Genomic DNA, 16,746 nt, shown 5'->3' on the forward strand with positions numbered 1-16,746 from the left:
GCACCGCGCTAAACCCCTTTCACCCCTTTCATATGGAGTCGCCCCATGAGCATCCACGCCCGCATCGCTGAACTCGGCATCACCCTGCCCGAGCCCGCCAAGCCGGTGGCCAGCTATGTCTCCTACGTCCGCTCGGGCGACCAGATTTTCATCTCGGGCCAGCTGTCGAACGACGCCAGCGGCGGCATCAAGGGCACCGTCGGCGTCGACGTGACCCCGGAACAGGCCGCCGAGGCCGCCCGCCTGTGCGGGATCAACCTGCTGGCCCAGATCAACGCCGCCGTCGACGGCGACCTGGATCGCGTGGTCCGCATCGTCAAGCTGGGCGGCTTCGTCCAGGCCGGGCCGGACTTCGACGCCATCCCCGGCGTCATCAACGGCTGCTCGGACCTGATGGTCCAGGTCTTCGGCGACGCGGGCAAGCACTCGCGCTCGGCCGTCGGCGTCTACAAGCTGCCGCTCGGCTTCGCCGTCGAAGTGGATGCCGTCATCGAGGTGAAGTGAGCTTCACCCTTCAGGTCAACGACAGCATCGCCGCCATAGGCCGGGCTGCATGGGACGCCTGTGCGGCCCCCAGCGGCGATCCTTTCGTTTCCTACGACTTCCTCGACGCCTGCGAGGCGTCCGGCAGCGCCGTCCCGTCCGAGGGCTGGGCGGCGCGTCACCTGTCCCTGCACGATAAGGACGGCGTCGTGATCGGCGTCATGCCCCTCTATCTGAAGGGCCACAGTCAGGGCGAATACGTCTTCGATCACAGCTGGGCCGACGCCTATCAGCGCGCAGGCGGGCGCTATTATCCCAAGCTGTTGGGCGCCGTGCCCTTTACCCCCGCGAGCGGCCCGCGCTTCCTGAACGCGCTGGGAACGGACGCCGCCACAGTCAGGCAGGCCCTGCTGCAAGGCGCGCTGACGTTGACGCAACAGCTCGGCGTCTCGTCCCTGCACGTCAACTTCCCGCTTGAGGCCGAGTGGCGCGCCATGACCGAAGCGGGTCTGCTGCCGCGCCGGGACATCCAGTTCATCTGGCGCAACGAGGGCTATCGGACCTTCGACGACTTTCTGGCCGCCCTGTCGTCCAACCGGCGCAAGACCATCCGCCGCGAACGACGCGAGGCGCAGGCCGGTCTCGACATCCGCGTCCTGACCGGGGCGCAGATCACAAAGGCGCACTGGGACGCCTTCTTCGCCTTCTACATGGACACCGGCGACCGCAAATGGGGGCGGCCTTATCTGACGCGCGACTTCTTCGCCCGCGTGGGCGCCAGCATGGCCGACCGCATCGCCCTGGTCATGGCGTTCGAGAACGGGACGCCCGTGGCGGGCGCGCTGAACTTCATCGGTCGCGACGCCCTGTATGGACGCCAGTGGGGAACGCTGGTCGACCGACCCTTCCTGCATTTCGAGCTGTGCTATTATCAAGCCGTCGACTTCGCCATTTCCCGCGGCCTGTCGCGGGTCGAGGCGGGCGCGCAGGGGGACCACAAGATCGCGCGCGGCTACCTGCCCTCCCCTGTCTATTCGGCCCATTTCATCGCCGATCCGGCCCTGCGTGACCCGGTCGCCCGCTACCTGGAACAGGAGCGCCCGGCAGTGGAATCCGAGATGCAGGCGATGACGGCGAAACTGTCGCCCTATCGTCAGGGCTGACATCACGCCGCACCTGAAAAACCGCCGGAACCTGAGCCTTTTCCGCGCGCTTCCTAGGGGAGTTTCACTCCCCAAAGGTAAGACATCATGGCAAATCAACGCATCCAGGGCGCAGTCGAAGAATTCGAAGGCAAAGCCAAGCGCGGTCTGGGCCGCGTGGTCGGCGACAGCAAGCTGCAGGTCGACGGCGCCGTCAAGGAAGTCTCGGGCCGCGCCAAGAACGCCTATGGCCGCGTCATCGATGGTCTGGACGACATGGTCGATCAGGCTCCGTCCGACGTGCGCGAACCGGCCCGCAAGGCGCTGGACTTCGCCCGCGAAAAGCCCCTGCTGACTGTCGGCATCATCGCCGGCGCAGCCGTCGTGCTCAGCGCCCTCGGCCGCAAGAACTGATAAAGGCGTCTCTCTTCTCTGTGAGAGACGAATAAAAAGGCCCGGACGGCGACGTCCGGGCCTTTCTCATTAGAGCCTGACTAAAATCAGGCCGTTTCCTCTTCCTCTTCCTTCACCGCCGCGCCCTTGGTCGGGGTGATGTCGAAGGCGATCTTGCCGTCCTTCAGCTCAACCTTGACGTGTCCTCCGCGGGTCAGGCGGCCGAACAGGATGTCGTCGGCCAGCGGCTTCTTGATGTGTTCCTGAATGACGCGGGCCAGGGGCCGTGCGCCATACAGTTCGTCGAAGCCGTTCTTGGCCAGCCAGTCAGTCGCCTCGTCGGTCAGTTCGATGGTGATGTTGCGGTCCGCCAGCTGGGCTTCCAGCTGCAGCACGAACTTGGTCACCACCGAGCGGATCGTCTCGGCGCCCAGAGGCTTGAAGGCCACGATGGCGTCCAGACGGTTGCGGAACTCCGGCGCGAACAGGCGCTGGATGGCCTTGTCGTCCTCGCCCTCGACCTTGCCCCGGCCGAAGCCGATGGAGGCGCGGGCGTTGTCGGCGGCCCCGGCGTTGGTGGTCATGATCAGGATGACGTTCCTGAAGTCGACCTTCTTGCCCACGGCGTCGGTCAGCGTCCCGTTGTCCATCACCTGCAACAGGATGTTGTAGACGTCGGGGTGCGCCTTCTCGATCTCATCCAGCAGCACCACAGAGTGCGGATGCTGATCGACCGCGTCGGTCAGCAGGCCGCCCTGATCATGGCCGACATAGCCCGGCGGCGCGCCGATCAGGCGGCTGACCGTGTGGCGCTCCATGTATTCCGACATGTCGAAGCGCTGCATCTCGATGCCCAGGGTGGCGGCGAGCTGCTTGGCGACTTCGGTCTTGCCGACGCCGGTGGGGCCGCTGAACAGGAAGGCGCCGATCGGCTTGTTCGGGTCGCGCAGACCCGCCCGCGCCAGCTTCATCGCCGACGAGACCTGATCGATCGCCTGTTCCTGACCGAAGACGGCGCGCTTCAGATCGGTTTCCAGCTCACGCAGGGATTCCGTGTCCGACTTCGACACCGACTTGGGCGGGATGCGCGCCATCTTGGCGATGACGGCCTCGACCTCCTTCTGGCCGATGACCTTCTTGCGCTTCGATTCCGGCAGCAGCATCTGCGACGCCCCCGCCTCGTCGATCACGTCGATGGCCTTGTCCGGCAGCTTGCGGTCGGTGATGTAGCGCGCCGACAGATCGACCGCTGTGCGGATGGCCGAGTCGGTGAAACGCAGCTTGTGGTGCGTCTCATAGGTCGTCTTCAGACCCTTCAGGATCTTCACCGTGTCCTCAATCGTCGGCTCATTAACGTCGATCTTCTGGAAGCGTCGGACCAGGGCGCGGTCCTTCTCGAAGTGCTGGCGGTATTCCTTGTAGGTGGTCGAGCCCATGCAGCGCAGGCTGCCCGACGCCAGAGCCGGCTTCAGCAGGTTCGACGCATCCATCGCCCCGCCGCTGGTCGCACCCGCGCCGATCACCGTGTGGATCTCGTCGATGAACAGGACCGCGTTGTCGTGGCTCTCCAGTTCCTTGACGACCTGCTTCAGCCGCTCCTCGAAGTCGCCGCGATAGCGGGTGCCCGCCAGCAGCGAGCCCATGTCGAGGCTGTAGATCGTCGCGTCCTTCAGGACTTCCGGCACCTCGCCGTTGACGATCTTGCGCGCCAGGCCTTCGGCGATGGCGGTCTTGCCGACGCCGGGGTCACCGACCAGCAGGGGGTTGTTCTTGGTGCGGCGGCACAGAATCTGGATCGAGCGCTCGACCTCGGCCTGACGCCCGATCAAGGGGTCGATCTTGCCGTTGCGGGCCTTCTCGTTCAGGTCGATGCAATAGGCTTCCAACGCCTCGCCGCCCTGTTTGACGACCGAGCCGTCCTCGGCCTCTTCGGGGCTGGCGCCGCGCACCGAGCGGGCCTCATTGGCACCGGCCTTCTTGGCGATGCCGTGGGCGATGAAGTTGACCGCGTCGTAGCGCGTCATATCCTGCTCCTGCAGGAAATAGGCGGCGTGGCTTTCGCGTTCGGAGAAGATGGCGACCAGCACATTGGCGCCGGTCACTTCCTCGCGGCCGGACGACTGGACATGGATAACCGCACGCTGGATCACCCGCTGGAAGCCCGCCGTCGGCTTGGCGTCGTCGCCATCAGCCGTGGCCAGGGCGGCCAGGTCCGTGTCGACATAGGCGCCGAGCGCCGCCTTCAGCGCGCCCAGATCGACGTTGCAGGCCGTCATCACGGCCGAGGCGTCCGGATCGTCGATCAGGGCCAGCAGCAGGTGTTCGAGCGTGGCGTATTCATGCCGGCGCTCGTTGGCGTAGTGGACCGCGCGGTGCAGGGTCTCTTCGAGAGGACGGGAAAACGAAGGCATGGCAGGTTCCTCTCAGTCCTTTTCCATCGTGCATTGCAGGGGGTGCTGGTGGCGTCGCGCCGTCTCGACCACCTGGGCGACCTTGGTTTCGGCCACTTCGTAGGTGAAGACGCCGCAGACCCCGACGCCATGCTGGTGCACGTGCAGCATGATGCGGGTCGCGTCCTCGCGGCTCTTCTGGAAGAACCGCTCCAGCACATAGATGACGAACTCCATGGGGGTGTAGTCGTCATTCAGGATCAGCACCCGATAGAGCGAGGGCCGCTGAAGTTTCGGCTTTGTCTCGGTGACGACGGCGGCGCCTGCGCCTCCGCCCTGTTCACCTGGCCGTCTGTTAGGCATTCGTGGTCCGTAAGCGGGGAGTGTCGATAATCAGATAGGGAATGATGGCCTGATTTGTAGATGCGTCCAGTCACAGCCTGCGTGAGGCGGCCAGTCTGACCAAAGATTCACGGGACATCTGAGGCGGGAAACCGCACCAATGCGCTTCCATTCCTCGCCGCTGGATCGCCCATCATGCCGATAATCGCCGGATTGCTCGCCGCCCTGATGCTGGGCCAGTCGCCCGCCGCCCCTGCCGATGACGCAGAACTCGCCCACATCATCGCTGAACAGGACTCAGCCCTGTTTTCGGTCATGTTTGACCGCTGCGATCCCGAGGCCCTGGCCGATCTTGTGAGCGACGATCTGGAATTCTATCACGACCGCGGCGGGCTGACGGCGACGCGGGCGCGCTTCATCGACGACTATCGCAAGGGCTGCGCAGACTGGACCGCGCCCGACGCCTGGCGATCGCGGCGCGAACTGGCGCCCGGCACGATGCGGGTCTACGCCATCCCCGGCGTCGGCGCCGTCGAGGAAGGCAGCCACCTGTTCTATGAGCGGCAGGGCGACGGGCCGGAAACCCTGGTCGGGCGCGCCCGCTTCTCCGTCCTGTGGCGGCTGGAAGCGGACGGGCGCTGGCGACTTGCCCGCGCCTTCAGCATCGATCACGCAGCCATGAGCGCAGAATCGCAGCCATGAAAAAGCCCCGGCGTCTCCGCCGGGGCCTCGTTCGCATCAAGCGTAGGGCGGCGTTTTAGCGGCCGGCCTGGAACTGCTCAACGGCGGCGGAAACGCGCTCGTTGATCGGCTTGAAGGTATCCTTGACCGAAGCGGTCATGGTCTCGGTCGCCTTGCCGAACTCGGCCAGATAGGCCTCGGCGGCCGACTTGGCCCAGTTGGTCTGCAGTTCGAACAGTTCCTGCACCGAGCGGGCCTGCGAGAAGGACTGGGCGGCGGCGACGCCGTCTTCCCAGGACTTCTTGCCGTAGGCCACAGCCTGTTGCGACAGGACTTCAGCGCCCTTCTGGGCGGCGGCGGCGGATTCGACCACGGCTTCCAGGTTCTTCTTGCCGTGCGCGTTCAGTTCGCTCAGCGAGGCGACGGACTTGTCGACGCCTTCGCGGAACGCCTTGGCGCCCGCAGCCTGGATGGATTCAGCCTGGGCCTTGGCCTTGGCGGTGGTTTGTTCGACGGTCTTCTTCACGGTCTCGGCGGCGTCAGCCATGGGGAGTCTCCTGAAGCGAAAGGGTTTTGCGACAGGCGAAGCCCATCGCGACAACGGTCGATATGGTGCACCTGCGAAGAAACTTCAAGTGAAATTTGTGCGACGCACAATATGATCGCTGATAACCTGCCCGTCAGCGCTGCGATCACAACTCCGTTGACGGCGCGTTAACCCTCTCGAAACCGGCAGGGGGGATGTTAGCGTTTGTAACGTGCGTGATCGCAGCCGTCTTCGCGCCACAGTGACGAGGCTAGTAGCTTGCCCATGAACGCCATCTTCCGCCGTCGTTTCCTGGCCGCCCTGGTTCTGGGGGGTATCGTCCTGACGCCGACCCTCGGCGTCGCGCCGCCAGAAGCCCAGTCGACCGACAGCCGGTACGCCGCCATCGTCGTGGACGCCGCCTCGGGCGAGGTGCTGTTCTCGCGCTTCGCCGACGCCCGACGCTTTCCGGCCTCCATCACCAAGGTCATGACCCTGTATCTGACGTTCGAGGCGCTGGAGTCCGGCAAGGTCAGCCTGAACGACACCCTGACGGTATCGCCGCGCGCGGCGTCGCAGCCGCCGTCCAAGCTGGGCCTGGCGGCCGGTCAGACCATCAGCCTTGACGACGCCATGCGCGCCACCGCCGTGCGCAGCGCCAACGACATGGCCGTGGTCATCGCCGAACACATCGGCGGTTCCGAAGGCCGCTTCACCCAGATGATGACGGAAAAGGCGCGCGAACTGGGGATGGAGCAGACCCGATTCACCACCGCCAACGGCCTGCCCGACACGCGTCAGGCGACCACGGCGCGCGACCTGTCGGTGCTGAGCCGCGCGGTCATGCGCGACTATCCGCAATACTATCGCTACCTCGGCCTGCACGACTGGTTCTACAAGGGCCGGGACTACCGCAACACCAACGGCCTGCTGGCCACCGGGCGCGGCTATGACGGCATCAAGACCGGCTTCACCAATGCATCGGGCTATAATCTGGCGGCGTCCTCGGTGCGCGACGGCAAGCGGCTGATCACCATCGTCATGGGGGGCCGCTCGACCGCCAGCCGCAACGCCCATGTCGCCGAACTGATGGACACCGGCTTCGAGGTCCAGCGCAAGCGCGCTCAGGGCGAACATATTCAGGTCGCGCAGGCCTATTTTGAACAGCGCGGTTATGGCGTCAGCAGCGAACCCGCCGCCCCGGTCGCCTATGCATCGATCTCGAACGAAGACGGCGAAGGCGGCAGTTCGCCCACCGAAGTGGCTTATGTCTCCGGGCCGCCGCCGCGCAGCCTGCCGACCGAGGTGACGCCGCCGCCGTCGGCCCGCCGCGCCGAAAACCGGCCGCCGGAAAACCTGACCGCCGCGCTGAACGGCGGCGCAGCGGCGCCTGCCCCTGCCCGCGCTGCGCCCGCCCGCAACGCTGCAACCAAGACGCCCCCCGCCCCGGCCGGCCGCTGGACCGTTCAGGTCGGCGCCTTCCGTGAGGAAAGCGTGGCCCGCGACTGGCTGAACGACGTCAGCCGCCGCTTCAACGGCCAGTTCACCAACGCTCAGCGCGACGTGCAGACGGCCAACGGCTGGTATCGCTCGCGCTTCACCGGCATGACGCAGCAAGCGGCCGAGTCCGCCTGCGCCGCCCTGTCGGAGCGCCGCGTCACCTGTATGGTGATCCGCCCCGGTTGATGGACGGGGGCCTACCGCCCTCGAACTAACGCCCCTGGCCGTTTCGCCATCCCGGCTCGGCCAGACGCCGGGCATAGTCGCGCACATCGGCGGGCCAGGCCTGCGTCTGTTCGTCAAAACGCGTCCAGTCGCCCGCGAACAGCATCCGCACCGCCTCTTCATAGCCGGGCAGATCGCCCGCCACGGCCGTCATGAACCGATAGGCGGCCTCACGACTGAGACGGGCGCGATCCGGACCTTCCGCCTCGCGCAGAGCCGCCTCGACCAGTTTGCGCAGCGTCACAGACGCCCCGCCCGGTTGTGACGCCAGCCAGTCCCAGTGACGTGGCAACAGGGTGACTTCGCGCGCCGTGACGCCCAGCTTCGGGCGGCCGCGCCCACGCCTTTCCGGCGCCCCGTCGTCCGCTGCGGGCGGCGCCGTCGGCAGGCGTTGCAGCACCGCCCGCAGATCGCCGCGCAAATCCAGCTCGACCGGACGCGCATCCGCATCATCAAAGACCAGCACCGTGCGGCCTGCGTCATGGGCGGCCTTCACCGCGGCCGCCACCTGCGCCAGCGGCCCGGCCGCAACCATGCTGTGACCGTCAAAGGCCGTATAGAGCGTCGTCATCGCATCCAGTCCCGTATGATGCCGACGCCCTTATCCGCGCGATCCGATCTCGTCAATATTACCCGGATAAATTTAACGACGTCTGTCCATCTCGCCGAACAGACTGCCTGCGATCCAGCTGACGACGCCGGTGACGATGGCGGCGCCGATGCCCGCCCACAGTCCGTTGACGGTGAATCCATCCAGAAACAGCGATGTCAGGCCGATCATGGCGGCGTTCACCACCAGCAGGAACAGGCCGAAGGTGACGATGGTCAACGGCAGGGTCAGCAGCACCATCAACGGCCGCACGAAGGCGTTGACCACGCCCAGAATGACCGCCGCCGCGATCAGGGAGCCGTTCGAGGCGAAATCCACCCCCGGCACGACCTTTGACGAAGCCCAGAGGCCGATGGCCGTGATCACAGCCTGAAGAATGAAACCCAGCATAACGCCTCCAACAGTTACCTTGACCATATAAGCGCATGGGGCGGCGTTCCGCTCCGTGCGTCAGGCGAGATCGCCTGCTAGGCTGATCGCCCTACCCCGAAGGAGACCCCCATGAGCCTTCACGGCGCCTACGACCCGGACAACATCTTCGCCAAGATCCTGCGCGGCGACATGCCCAGCGTGAAGGTGTGGGAGGACGACGACGTTCTGGCCTTCATGGACGTGTTTCCGCAGTCCGAGGGCCATGTCCTGGTCATCTCCAAGACCTCGACCGCCCGCAACATCCTTGAGATCGAGCCGGAGGCGCTGGCCAAGCTGACTGCCGCCGTTCAGCGCACCGCCCGCGCGGTCGAAAAAGCGCTGAAGCCCGAGGGCCTCAGCCTGATGCAGTTCAACGGCGACGCGGGCGGCCAGACGGTCTTCCACCTGCATTTCCACATCGTGCCGCGCTGGGCCGACCGCCCGATGAAGGGCCACGGCCACGCCCCCATGGCCGACGCCGAACAGCTGAAAGCCCTTGCCGCAAAGATCGCGGCCGAACTGGCCTGACCACCCGTCAGAGCGGTCCCTTGAAGATGAAGAAGGCGCCGCCCGCGATCAGCACAAAGCCGACCAGGTGATTCACCGTCAGCTTTTCGCCCAGCCAGGCGACCGAGAACACGGCGAAGACCAGCAGGGTGATCACCTCCTGCATGGTCTTCAGCTCGGCCGCTGAATAGACCTGATGGCCGATGCGGTTGGCGGGCACGGCGAGCCAATATTCGAAAAAGGCGATGCCCCAGCTGATCAGGACCACGATCCACAGCGGCTTGGCCCCGAATTTCAGATGGCCATACCAGGCGAAGGTCATGAAAACGTTGGATAGCGCCAGCATGACGATGGGCGCGAGGTAAGGCAGCGTCGGCATTCGATTACTATGCTTGCGTCAAACAGATTCCACCAGCATAAGGCGGGCCACGCCGGTTTAGCTCAGCTGGTAGAGCAGCGGTTTTGTAAACCGAAGGTCGCGGGTTCGATTCCTGCAACCGGCACCATCACTCCGGCTCAGAAAGCCGCCGCCAGACTGGCCACGACACGGCTGGCGTAGATATCGTCCAACCGATGGGCGTCCGTGTCGTAATAGCGCACATCCAGCGACAGTTTCGGCGTCATCCCCCAGGTCGCACCCAGGTTCCAGGTGTTGTAGTCCGCGTCAGACGAGACCTGCTGCCGCGCAATCGCCCCCGAGACCGTCCAACGCTCGACCGGCTGGATGGCGCCGTTCAGCTCCATATAGGTCCCCTGCTTCTCCTCGGCGCCGAAGAAGTCCGGCGACCAATAGACAAGAGCGCCCAGCGCCACCGACCCCACCTGGCGCGTGGCCTTGGCCCGCACTTCTGAAAAGTCATACTCCGCGCCCGAGGGCTGCCCGGCAAAGACGTAGTGCGCCAGGCTGAGATCCCAGTCGAAGCCGGCAAAGGTCGGCCTCGCGCCGACATAGAGGTCGATCTCAGCCTTGGTGTCCGGGTCTCCGGCGAATGAGGCGTTGCCTGCCCATGCGCCGACGTAAAACAACCCTTGCGAGACATCCACGCCCAGAGAAACAGCCGGATCGCCATCGCTCATGCTGATGCCGCGAGAGACGAAGTCCGTGCTGACCGCCGCTGTGACCGCCACAGACGGGCCGTGCGCTTGAGACGCCTGAGCCTGCGCTGAACCGCCCGCAGTCGCCACGGCCAGAGCCGCCAGACATGGGACGCCAAGGCGCCAGCCCATCGGTTGGCGACGGCCTTTATCCCCCTTGGATCCCCGCATTCCCGCAGCCCCCTGCACCATCCTGAGCACCTCGTAATTCCGGGATACTGAAAGGCAAAGCTTGATGGCGGCTTAAACCGTCCCAGCAACACAAACGGGCCTGACCTGCAATTTGCACAACTATTGCGTGTGTCCATTCAGGGTTTCCCATAAGGAGACAGGCTTCATGTCGGAGTATTGTCAGGACCGCGCAATCCTGTGGTTGAGCCGCTCATTCACGGCGGCATCGGGCGAACTGCGCGATGTCTGCGTAGAGATGGCTTTCCTCTACGAACAGATGAGCCAGTTGAGCGACCGTCTGGACCAGCTGGCCGAGGGATTGGACCAAGGTCGAAGTCCCAGCCCCGAGCGCCTGCCGCGCTTGTAGGCCCCAGCAGAAGCCGCTAGGCCTGAATATCCTTCGGAAAGCGCGCCCGATGTGTCGTCGCGTCTTGTCCTGCCGCCTCTCGTGTCGCCCCTCCCCATGTCTGAGACGACCAATAAACTGGGTCACAAAATCCGCACGCGGGGCGCCCGCACACGGCGCGCCCTGCTCGACGCCCTGCGCGCCCTGCTGAACACGCGGCACCTGGGCGAAATCCGTCCGGCCGATGTGGCGGCGGCGGCAGGAGTGTCGGCGCCGACCTTTTACACATACTTCGCCTCGGTCGAGGAAGGTCTGCTGCTGCTATGTGAAGAGGCGGGCGAGGACTTCCAGAGACTGTCCGCCCACATCCACGCAGACTGGTCCGGCGATCAAGCCTTTGAGGCGGCCCGCGCCTATGTGCTGGAGGTGCTGGCCCTATGGAGCGACCACGGCCCGGTGCTGCGGGTCGAACATATGCTGGCCGACATGGGCGAGCCCGCCTTCGCCGAAAGCCGCATCCGACGCCTGCGCCGTCTTCACCTGGCGCTGGAGCGACGCATCGCCCAGGCCCATGCGGGCGGCCTGCACCCCAAAGGCCTGAACCCACGCCTGACGTCCTATGAAACGGCCAATCTGGTGGAGTCCGTGGCCGCCGGGTTTGAACTGATGCGCCGCGCCGACACGCCCGAGGCCATCATCGACACCACCGCCCACATCGTCGTGAAGCTGACCACCGGGCGCTGAAACGTCCCTGCCCCGCAAAGGGTGGACAAGCTGTCCATTGCGACGGCGCCCTCATGGGCTAAAGCATGGCCGTTGGCCAAGGAGTGCGTCATGTCCCGTCTTTCGACCGTCCCCTCGATCCGCCGCGCCGCAGGCCCGGCCATCGCGCTGGCCGCCGCGCTGGGCCTTGCCGCCTGCGGTCAGGGCGCCGAGACGACAGGCGACGCAGCATCCGACAGCGCCAGGCCGGAAACGCCCAAGCCTCAACTGCCGACCGAGGCTGAGAAGGTCGCCATGCTGGCGTCCCTGCCCGCGCCTTATAATGAGGGCGATCTGGAGAACGGCCGCCGCGCCTTCGCCCGCTGCCGCTCGTGCCACACCATCACGCCGAGCGGGCCGAACATGACGGGCCCGAACCTGTATGGCGTCTTCGGCAGCGCGGCGGGCGCGCGCGAAAAATACAGCTATTCCCACGCCATGCGCACGGCGGGCTTCACCTGGGATGCAGAGACGCTGGACCACTGGCTGCAGAACCCTCGCTCCTTCCTGCCCGGCAACAAAATGAGCTTCGCCGGTCTGCCCGACGCCACGGACCGCCGCGACATCATCGCCTTCCTGAAGGTCGAGACGGGCTTCAAGCCGCAGGGCGGATAAGGTCACGCCGAAATCAGACAAGCAAAAGGGCGGCGGACCAAGGTCCGCCGCCCTTCGCATTGCAACGACAGAAGTCGCGGCTTATTCCGCCGGGCTCATGTCCGGCTCGAGGCCCTGACGCTTCTCCTGCGCCTCCCATTCCTCGATCTTGCGGGCGGTGTATTCCGGCGACTTGGTGAAGCGCGCCAGCACGCCATAGATCACCGGCACCACGAACAGGGTCAACACCGTGGCGAACATGGCGCCGGTGAAGATCACCACGCCGATGGTCTGACGGCTGCCAGCGCCCGCCCCCTGCCACAGCACCAGCGGCAGGGCGCCGAAGGCCGTGGCGATCGAAGTCATGATGATCGGGCGCAGGCGCAGAGACGCCGACTCGATGATGGCCTCGCGGATGCTGCGGCCCTGATCGCGCAGCTGGTTGGCGAACTCCACGATCAGGATGCCGTTCTTGGCCGCCACGCCGATCAGGATAATCAGGCCGATCTGACTGTAGATGTTCAGGCTGGAGCCCGCCATCAACAGGCCGAACAGCCCGCCAGCCGCCGCCAGCGGCACCGTCAGCATGATGACCGCAGGCGTGATCCAGCTCTCGAACTGGGCCGCCAGCACCAGGAAGACCAGCAGCAGGGCCAGGGCGAAGGCCCAGCCCACGGCGCTGCCCGCCTCCTGCTGGTCGCGGGCGGCGCCGCCCCAGCGGATGTTGGCCACGCCCTGCGGCTGTTTGGCCACCTCAGCGTTCAGAAACTGCACCGCATCGTCGATGGTCGTTCCGGGGTTGAGATCGGCCTGCAGGGTGATCGCCCGCTGACGGTCCAGACGGCGACGATCCGGCGTATCGCCCGAGGTCTTGGTCGTGACCACGGCAGACAACGGGATCAGCTGCGCCGTGCCGGTCGAGACATAGAGCGCCTCGAGATCCGTCACTTCTCGGCGGTGATCGCGGTCGGTCTGCAGGATGACGTCGTATTCCTGACCGCCCTTGATGTAGGTCGTGGCCCGGCGCGAACCGAACATCGTCTCAAGGGTGCGGCCGATCTGTTGCGACGAAACGCCCAGCGCAGCGGCCTTCTGCGGATCGACATCGACCAGCAGGCGCGGCGCGTTCGGCTCATAGTTCAGGCGCGGACGCGAGAAGCCAGGGTTTTCCTGCGCCGCCGCCAGAATGGGCTGCAGCCAGTTGTAGATCGCCGAGTACTCAGCCCCCGTGACGATCATTTCTACCGAATTGGAATTGCCGCCGCCGCGCTGGAAGGCGCCCGGCGTGGAGGCGTTGACCTGTGCGCCCGTCTGATTGCGCAGCTTGCCGTTCAGTTCCTGGGCGATCTGGTCGGCCGAGCGGCTGCGCTCTGACCAGTCAGACAGGTTCATGACCGCGCTGCCTGAACTGAAGCCCGAACCGCCGAAGCCCGGCGACGAGATCATGAAGTTGGCCGCTTCGCCGTTCGCACGATACTCGGCCAGCATCGGTTCCAGACCCAGCATGATCTCGCGGGTATAGTCAAAGCCCGTGCCTTCCGGTCCGGCGATACGCAGGGTGACGCGGCCGCGATCCTCATTCGGCACCAGTTCATTGGGCAGGTGCAGGAAGATGCCCGTGGCGCCGGCGGCCACCAGCACGATGACGGCGGCCACGCCGCCTACGGCGACCCGGCGACCCAGCAGGGCGTCCAGAGACGCAGCATAGGACCGCTTCAGCGCATCCATGCCCGCATCCACGTGACGCGCGACCCATCCGCCGGTGTGCGCCGGCTTCAGTATCTTGGACGCCAGCATCGGCGACAGGCTCAGCGCCAGGAAGGCCGAGAAGGCCACGGCAGCCGCAATGGCCGCCGCCAGTTCGACGAACAGACGCCCGACATATCCCGGCAGGAACAGCAGGGGCGCGAACACCGACAGAAGCACGATGGTCGTCGCCACAACGGCGAAGAAGACCTGACGCGCCCCCCGCTCGGCCGCCACCAGCGGCGGCTCGCCGTTGTCCAGACGGCGCTGGATGTTCTCGACCACGACGATGGCGTCGTCGACGACCAGGCCGATGGCCAGCACCAGCGCCAGCAGCGTCAGCAGGTTCAGCGAAAAGCCCAGCGGGGCCAGGACGATGAAGGTCGCCAGCAGGCAGATCGGCGCCACCACCGACGGGATGATCGCCGCCCGCAGGCTGCCCAGAAAGATGAAGTTGACCAGGGCCACCAGAGCCATGGAGATACCGATCGTCACCCACACTTCGTCGATGGCGTGGGAGGTGAAGACCGAGTTGTCCGAGCCGACTTCCAGCGTCGTGCCGGGCGGCAGGCTGTGGCTCATTTCCTCCATCAAGGCGCGGGCGCCCTTGGAGATTTCAAGATCGTTGGACTGGGCCTGACGGGTGACGGCCAGGCCGATCTGGTCCATGCCGTTGCCGCGGAACAGGCGCCGCGCTTCGGCGGGAGCCTCTTCGATGCGGGCGATGTCGCCCAGTCGGGTGACATAGGCGGCGTTGCCGATAAGGGCGCCGGTGACGCCGTTGGTCATGGCCGCCGTGGCCGCGCCCAGGGTGCCTGACGCCTGCGCCCCCGTTGCGGTCGAGGCCGAACCGCGCGTGCCGATCGGCAGTTGCGCGAAGTCGGCCGGGTCGGCGTAGTTGCGCGCCACGCGGACGGTGTAGTCCTTCTGCGCCGACTCCAGCGAACCGGCAGGCAGTTCGACGTTCTGGTTATTCAGGGCGGTTTCGACGTCGGTGACGGTCAGACCGCGCGCCGCCATGGCCCCGGCATCCAGCCAGATACGCATGGCGTAGCGCTGCTCGCCAAAGATGTTGACCTGAGCGACGCCCGGCACGGTGGCGAAACGGTCCACCAGATAACGGCGGGCGTAATCGGTCAGCTCCAGCCGGTCCATCGTGGTCGAGCGCAGGAACATGATGAGGATCGGCTGGCTGTCAGAGTCAGCCTTGGCCACTTCCGGCGGGTCGGCCTGATCCGGCAGACGGCCCAGCACGCGCGAGATACGGTCGCGCACATCGTTGGCGGCGTCGTCGATATTACGGTCCAGCGAGAACTCGATGTTCACATTGGAGCGACCGTCGCGACTGGTCGAGTTGATGCGCTTGACGCCCTGAATGCCAGCGATCTGCTGCTCGATCGGCTCGGTGATCCGGCTTTCGATCACCTCGGCCGAGGCGCCGGCATAGCTGGTGCTGACCGATACGATCGGCGGATCGACATCCGGCAGTTCCCGCACCGGCAGGAAAAAGAAAGCCGCCAGACCGATAACGCACAGCACGATGGCCGCCACCGCCGCAAAGACGGGACGGCGAACCGAAACATCAGACAGCATCATTTGCGGGCCGCCTGCGGCGCAGGCGCGTCGCCCTTCGTCGGATTGCCCTGAATCCGGCCCCCCTCGCCTTCGACGCGCACAGGGGCGCCCGGCTGGATGCGGTTCAGGCCCGAGGCGACGATACGGTCGTTATTGCCAAGGCCAGAGACGATCTCGACATAGCCGCCCTCGACCGCGCCGGTCTGGACTTCAACACGCTGGGCGGTCGCGCCGGATTCGCCGCGCGCGATACGGTAAACGAATGCGCCCTGGCCTTCATATTGAACAGAGGCTTCCGGCACAGCCAGGCTCTGACGACGGCCCTGATGCACCGAAACCCGCATCATCATGCCGGGACGGATGCGATTGCCGGGGTTGGGGAACTCGGCGCGGGCGATGACAGCGCGCGTCTGTTCGTTGACGCGCGTGTCCAACAGGGCGATGCGGCCGTTGAACTCTTCACCGGGGAAGGCGTCCGAGGTCGCCGTTATCGGCGCCCCGACCGGCAGAACCCCCAGATAGCGCTCCGGCAGCGGGAAATCGACGCGAACGCCGCTGATGTCGTCCAGCGTGGTGATGACCGAGCCCGGCGAGATCAGCGTGCCGGGCGTCACCGAGGTCAGGCCCAGAATACCGGCGAACGGCGCACGCAGAACGCGGTCGCCGCGACGGGCTTCCGATGCCGCGACCGCCGCCTGAGCGGTCTTCAGCGATGTCTCGGCGGTTTCAGCCATGACGCGCGGCGCGACGCCGCGCTCGGCCAGAATGCGATAACGGTCATATTCGCGCTGGGCGTTTTCCAGCTGGGCGCGGGCGCGGATCAGATCGGCGTCTTCCTCACGCGCCAACAACTCCACCAGCGCCTGCCCCGCCTCGACCCTCTGGCCGTCGGTGAACATGACCTGGGTCACCAATTGCGTGGTGTTCGACGTGATGTTGACCGAACGACGCCCGCGCGCGACGCCCAGCACCCGAATCTGGTCGGCGAACTCACGACGGCCGGCGACGACCTCGGCGACCACCTGGCCACGTCCGGCGCCCGGTCCCCCCGGACCATGCTGACCGGCTGCGTCGCCGCCGCTGAAAGCGATCTTGAGGATCGCCGCCAGAACCATCAGCCCCAACAAACAGGCCGCGGCGATAATGAAAAAATGGCGTTTGAACACGCGACGCAGTCTCCCCGACAACAAGCCCCCCGCTTAACGGGTCACCGCCGTTACGCAAATAACGTATCTGTAACGTGGAGA

Annotated in this window: 18 protein-coding genes and 1 tRNA gene; 10 read left to right on the forward strand and 9 right to left on the reverse strand. The window is 65.8% G+C overall.

The window, feature by feature from the left end:
• Positions 1–45: 45 nt before the first annotated feature.
• The 3 genes from ACORJG_RS08685 (at position 46) to ACORJG_RS08695 (ending at position 2,039) form a co-directional block, all read left to right on the forward strand.
• Positions 46–504: a RidA family protein gene (locus ACORJG_RS08685; RefSeq protein WP_427788597.1), complete on the forward strand. Its 459-nt coding sequence runs from the start codon at positions 46–48 to the stop codon at positions 502–504.
• Positions 501–1,646, forward strand: a complete 1,146-nt coding sequence (locus ACORJG_RS08690; protein ID WP_427788598.1) for a GNAT family N-acetyltransferase — start codon at positions 501–503, stop codon at positions 1,644–1,646. The genes ACORJG_RS08685 and ACORJG_RS08690 overlap by 4 nt, the downstream gene beginning before the upstream one ends.
• Positions 1,647–1,733: 87 nt before the next feature.
• Positions 1,734–2,039 carry a CsbD family protein gene (locus ACORJG_RS08695; protein WP_427788599.1) on the forward strand — a complete coding sequence of 102 codons (306 nt, stop codon included), beginning with the start codon at positions 1,734–1,736 and terminating at the stop codon, positions 2,037–2,039.
• An 86-nt stretch (positions 2,040–2,125) separates the two neighbouring features.
• On the opposite strand, the gene clpA is transcribed toward ACORJG_RS08695, so the two are convergent.
• Positions 2,126–4,429: an ATP-dependent Clp protease ATP-binding subunit ClpA gene (gene clpA, locus ACORJG_RS08700; RefSeq protein WP_427788600.1), complete on the reverse strand. Its 2,304-nt coding sequence runs from the start codon at positions 4,427–4,429 to the stop codon at positions 2,126–2,128.
• 12 nt (positions 4,430–4,441) lie between these two features.
• The gene (gene clpS, locus ACORJG_RS08705) at positions 4,442–4,771 is read right to left on the reverse strand and encodes an ATP-dependent Clp protease adapter ClpS (RefSeq protein ID WP_003164443.1); all 330 of its coding nucleotides are present in this window, start codon (positions 4,769–4,771) and stop codon (positions 4,442–4,444) included.
• Between the two features lie 174 nt (positions 4,772–4,945).
• Here clpS and ACORJG_RS08710 point away from each other — a divergent pair, with 174 nt between their 5' ends.
• Positions 4,946–5,452, forward strand: coding sequence for a nuclear transport factor 2 family protein (locus ACORJG_RS08710; RefSeq protein WP_427788602.1), 507 nt, complete (start codon positions 4,946–4,948; stop codon positions 5,450–5,452).
• Positions 5,453–5,507: 55 nt separating this feature from the next.
• On the opposite strand, the gene ACORJG_RS08715 is transcribed toward ACORJG_RS08710, so the two are convergent.
• Entirely contained in the window at positions 5,508–5,978 is a 471-nt protein-coding gene (locus tag ACORJG_RS08715) for a phasin family protein (protein WP_427788604.1), read from the reverse strand.
• A gap of 264 nt (positions 5,979–6,242) precedes the next feature.
• On the opposite strand from ACORJG_RS08715, the gene ACORJG_RS08720 reads away from it, so the two are divergent.
• Positions 6,243–7,643: a D-alanyl-D-alanine carboxypeptidase gene (locus ACORJG_RS08720; RefSeq protein WP_427788606.1), complete on the forward strand. Its 1,401-nt coding sequence runs from the start codon at positions 6,243–6,245 to the stop codon at positions 7,641–7,643.
• A 25-nt stretch (positions 7,644–7,668) separates the two neighbouring features.
• Here the strand turns inward: ACORJG_RS08720 and ACORJG_RS08725 are convergent, their stop codons facing one another.
• Together ACORJG_RS08725 and ACORJG_RS08730 are read right to left on the reverse strand one after the other, a co-directional pair.
• Positions 7,669–8,253, reverse strand: coding sequence for a DUF2239 family protein (locus tag ACORJG_RS08725; RefSeq protein WP_427788608.1), 585 nt, complete (start codon positions 8,251–8,253; stop codon positions 7,669–7,671).
• 72 nt (positions 8,254–8,325) lie between these two features.
• A complete protein-coding gene (locus ACORJG_RS08730; protein ID WP_427788610.1) occupies positions 8,326–8,682 on the reverse strand; it encodes a phage holin family protein in 357 nt (118 codons plus the stop codon).
• A 111-nt stretch (positions 8,683–8,793) separates the two neighbouring features.
• Here ACORJG_RS08730 and ACORJG_RS08735 point away from each other — a divergent pair, with 111 nt between their 5' ends.
• Complete coding sequence (locus ACORJG_RS08735; RefSeq protein ID WP_427788612.1) at positions 8,794–9,231, forward strand: HIT family protein; 438 nt, start codon at positions 8,794–8,796, stop codon at positions 9,229–9,231.
• Between the two features lie 7 nt (positions 9,232–9,238).
• Here the strand turns inward: ACORJG_RS08735 and ACORJG_RS08740 are convergent, their stop codons facing one another.
• Positions 9,239–9,589 carry a DMT family protein gene (locus ACORJG_RS08740; protein ID WP_427788614.1) on the reverse strand — a complete coding sequence of 117 codons (351 nt, stop codon included), beginning with the start codon at positions 9,587–9,589 and terminating at the stop codon, positions 9,239–9,241.
• Between the two features lie 51 nt (positions 9,590–9,640).
• Between ACORJG_RS08740 and ACORJG_RS08745 the strand changes: the two genes are divergently transcribed.
• Positions 9,641–9,716 (forward strand) — tRNA-Thr (locus tag ACORJG_RS08745).
• A gap of 10 nt (positions 9,717–9,726) precedes the next feature.
• On the opposite strand, the gene ACORJG_RS08750 is transcribed toward ACORJG_RS08745, so the two are convergent.
• Positions 9,727–10,476: a TorF family putative porin gene (locus ACORJG_RS08750; RefSeq protein ID WP_427788616.1), complete on the reverse strand. Its 750-nt coding sequence runs from the start codon at positions 10,474–10,476 to the stop codon at positions 9,727–9,729.
• Between the two features lie 166 nt (positions 10,477–10,642).
• Here ACORJG_RS08750 and ACORJG_RS08755 point away from each other — a divergent pair, with 166 nt between their 5' ends.
• The 3 genes from ACORJG_RS08755 to ACORJG_RS08765 all read left to right on the forward strand — a co-directional run bounded on the left by ACORJG_RS08755 (position 10,643) and on the right by ACORJG_RS08765 (position 12,199).
• Positions 10,643–10,843: a hypothetical protein gene (locus ACORJG_RS08755; protein ID WP_427788618.1), complete on the forward strand. Its 201-nt coding sequence runs from the start codon at positions 10,643–10,645 to the stop codon at positions 10,841–10,843.
• A gap of 96 nt (positions 10,844–10,939) precedes the next feature.
• Entirely contained in the window at positions 10,940–11,566 is a 627-nt protein-coding gene (locus tag ACORJG_RS08760) for a TetR family transcriptional regulator (RefSeq protein WP_427788620.1), read from the forward strand.
• Between the two features lie 90 nt (positions 11,567–11,656).
• On the forward strand, positions 11,657–12,199 hold the full coding sequence (locus ACORJG_RS08765) for a c-type cytochrome (protein ID WP_427788621.1): 543 nt from the start codon (positions 11,657–11,659) through the stop codon (positions 12,197–12,199).
• Between the two features lie 81 nt (positions 12,200–12,280).
• On the opposite strand, the gene ACORJG_RS08770 is transcribed toward ACORJG_RS08765, so the two are convergent.
• Positions 12,281–15,517 carry an efflux RND transporter permease subunit gene (locus ACORJG_RS08770; protein ID WP_427793001.1) on the reverse strand — a complete coding sequence of 1,079 codons (3,237 nt, stop codon included), beginning with the start codon at positions 15,515–15,517 and terminating at the stop codon, positions 12,281–12,283.
• A complete protein-coding gene (locus ACORJG_RS08775; protein ID WP_427788623.1) occupies positions 15,517–16,665 on the reverse strand; it encodes an efflux RND transporter periplasmic adaptor subunit in 1,149 nt (382 codons plus the stop codon). Before ACORJG_RS08775 ends, ACORJG_RS08770 begins: the two co-directional genes overlap by 1 nt.
• Between the last annotated feature and the right edge of the window lie 81 nt (positions 16,666–16,746).

Source organism: Brevundimonas diminuta (assembly GCF_050310045.1).
Lineage (GTDB): Bacteria > Pseudomonadota > Alphaproteobacteria > Caulobacterales > Caulobacteraceae > Brevundimonas > Brevundimonas diminuta_F.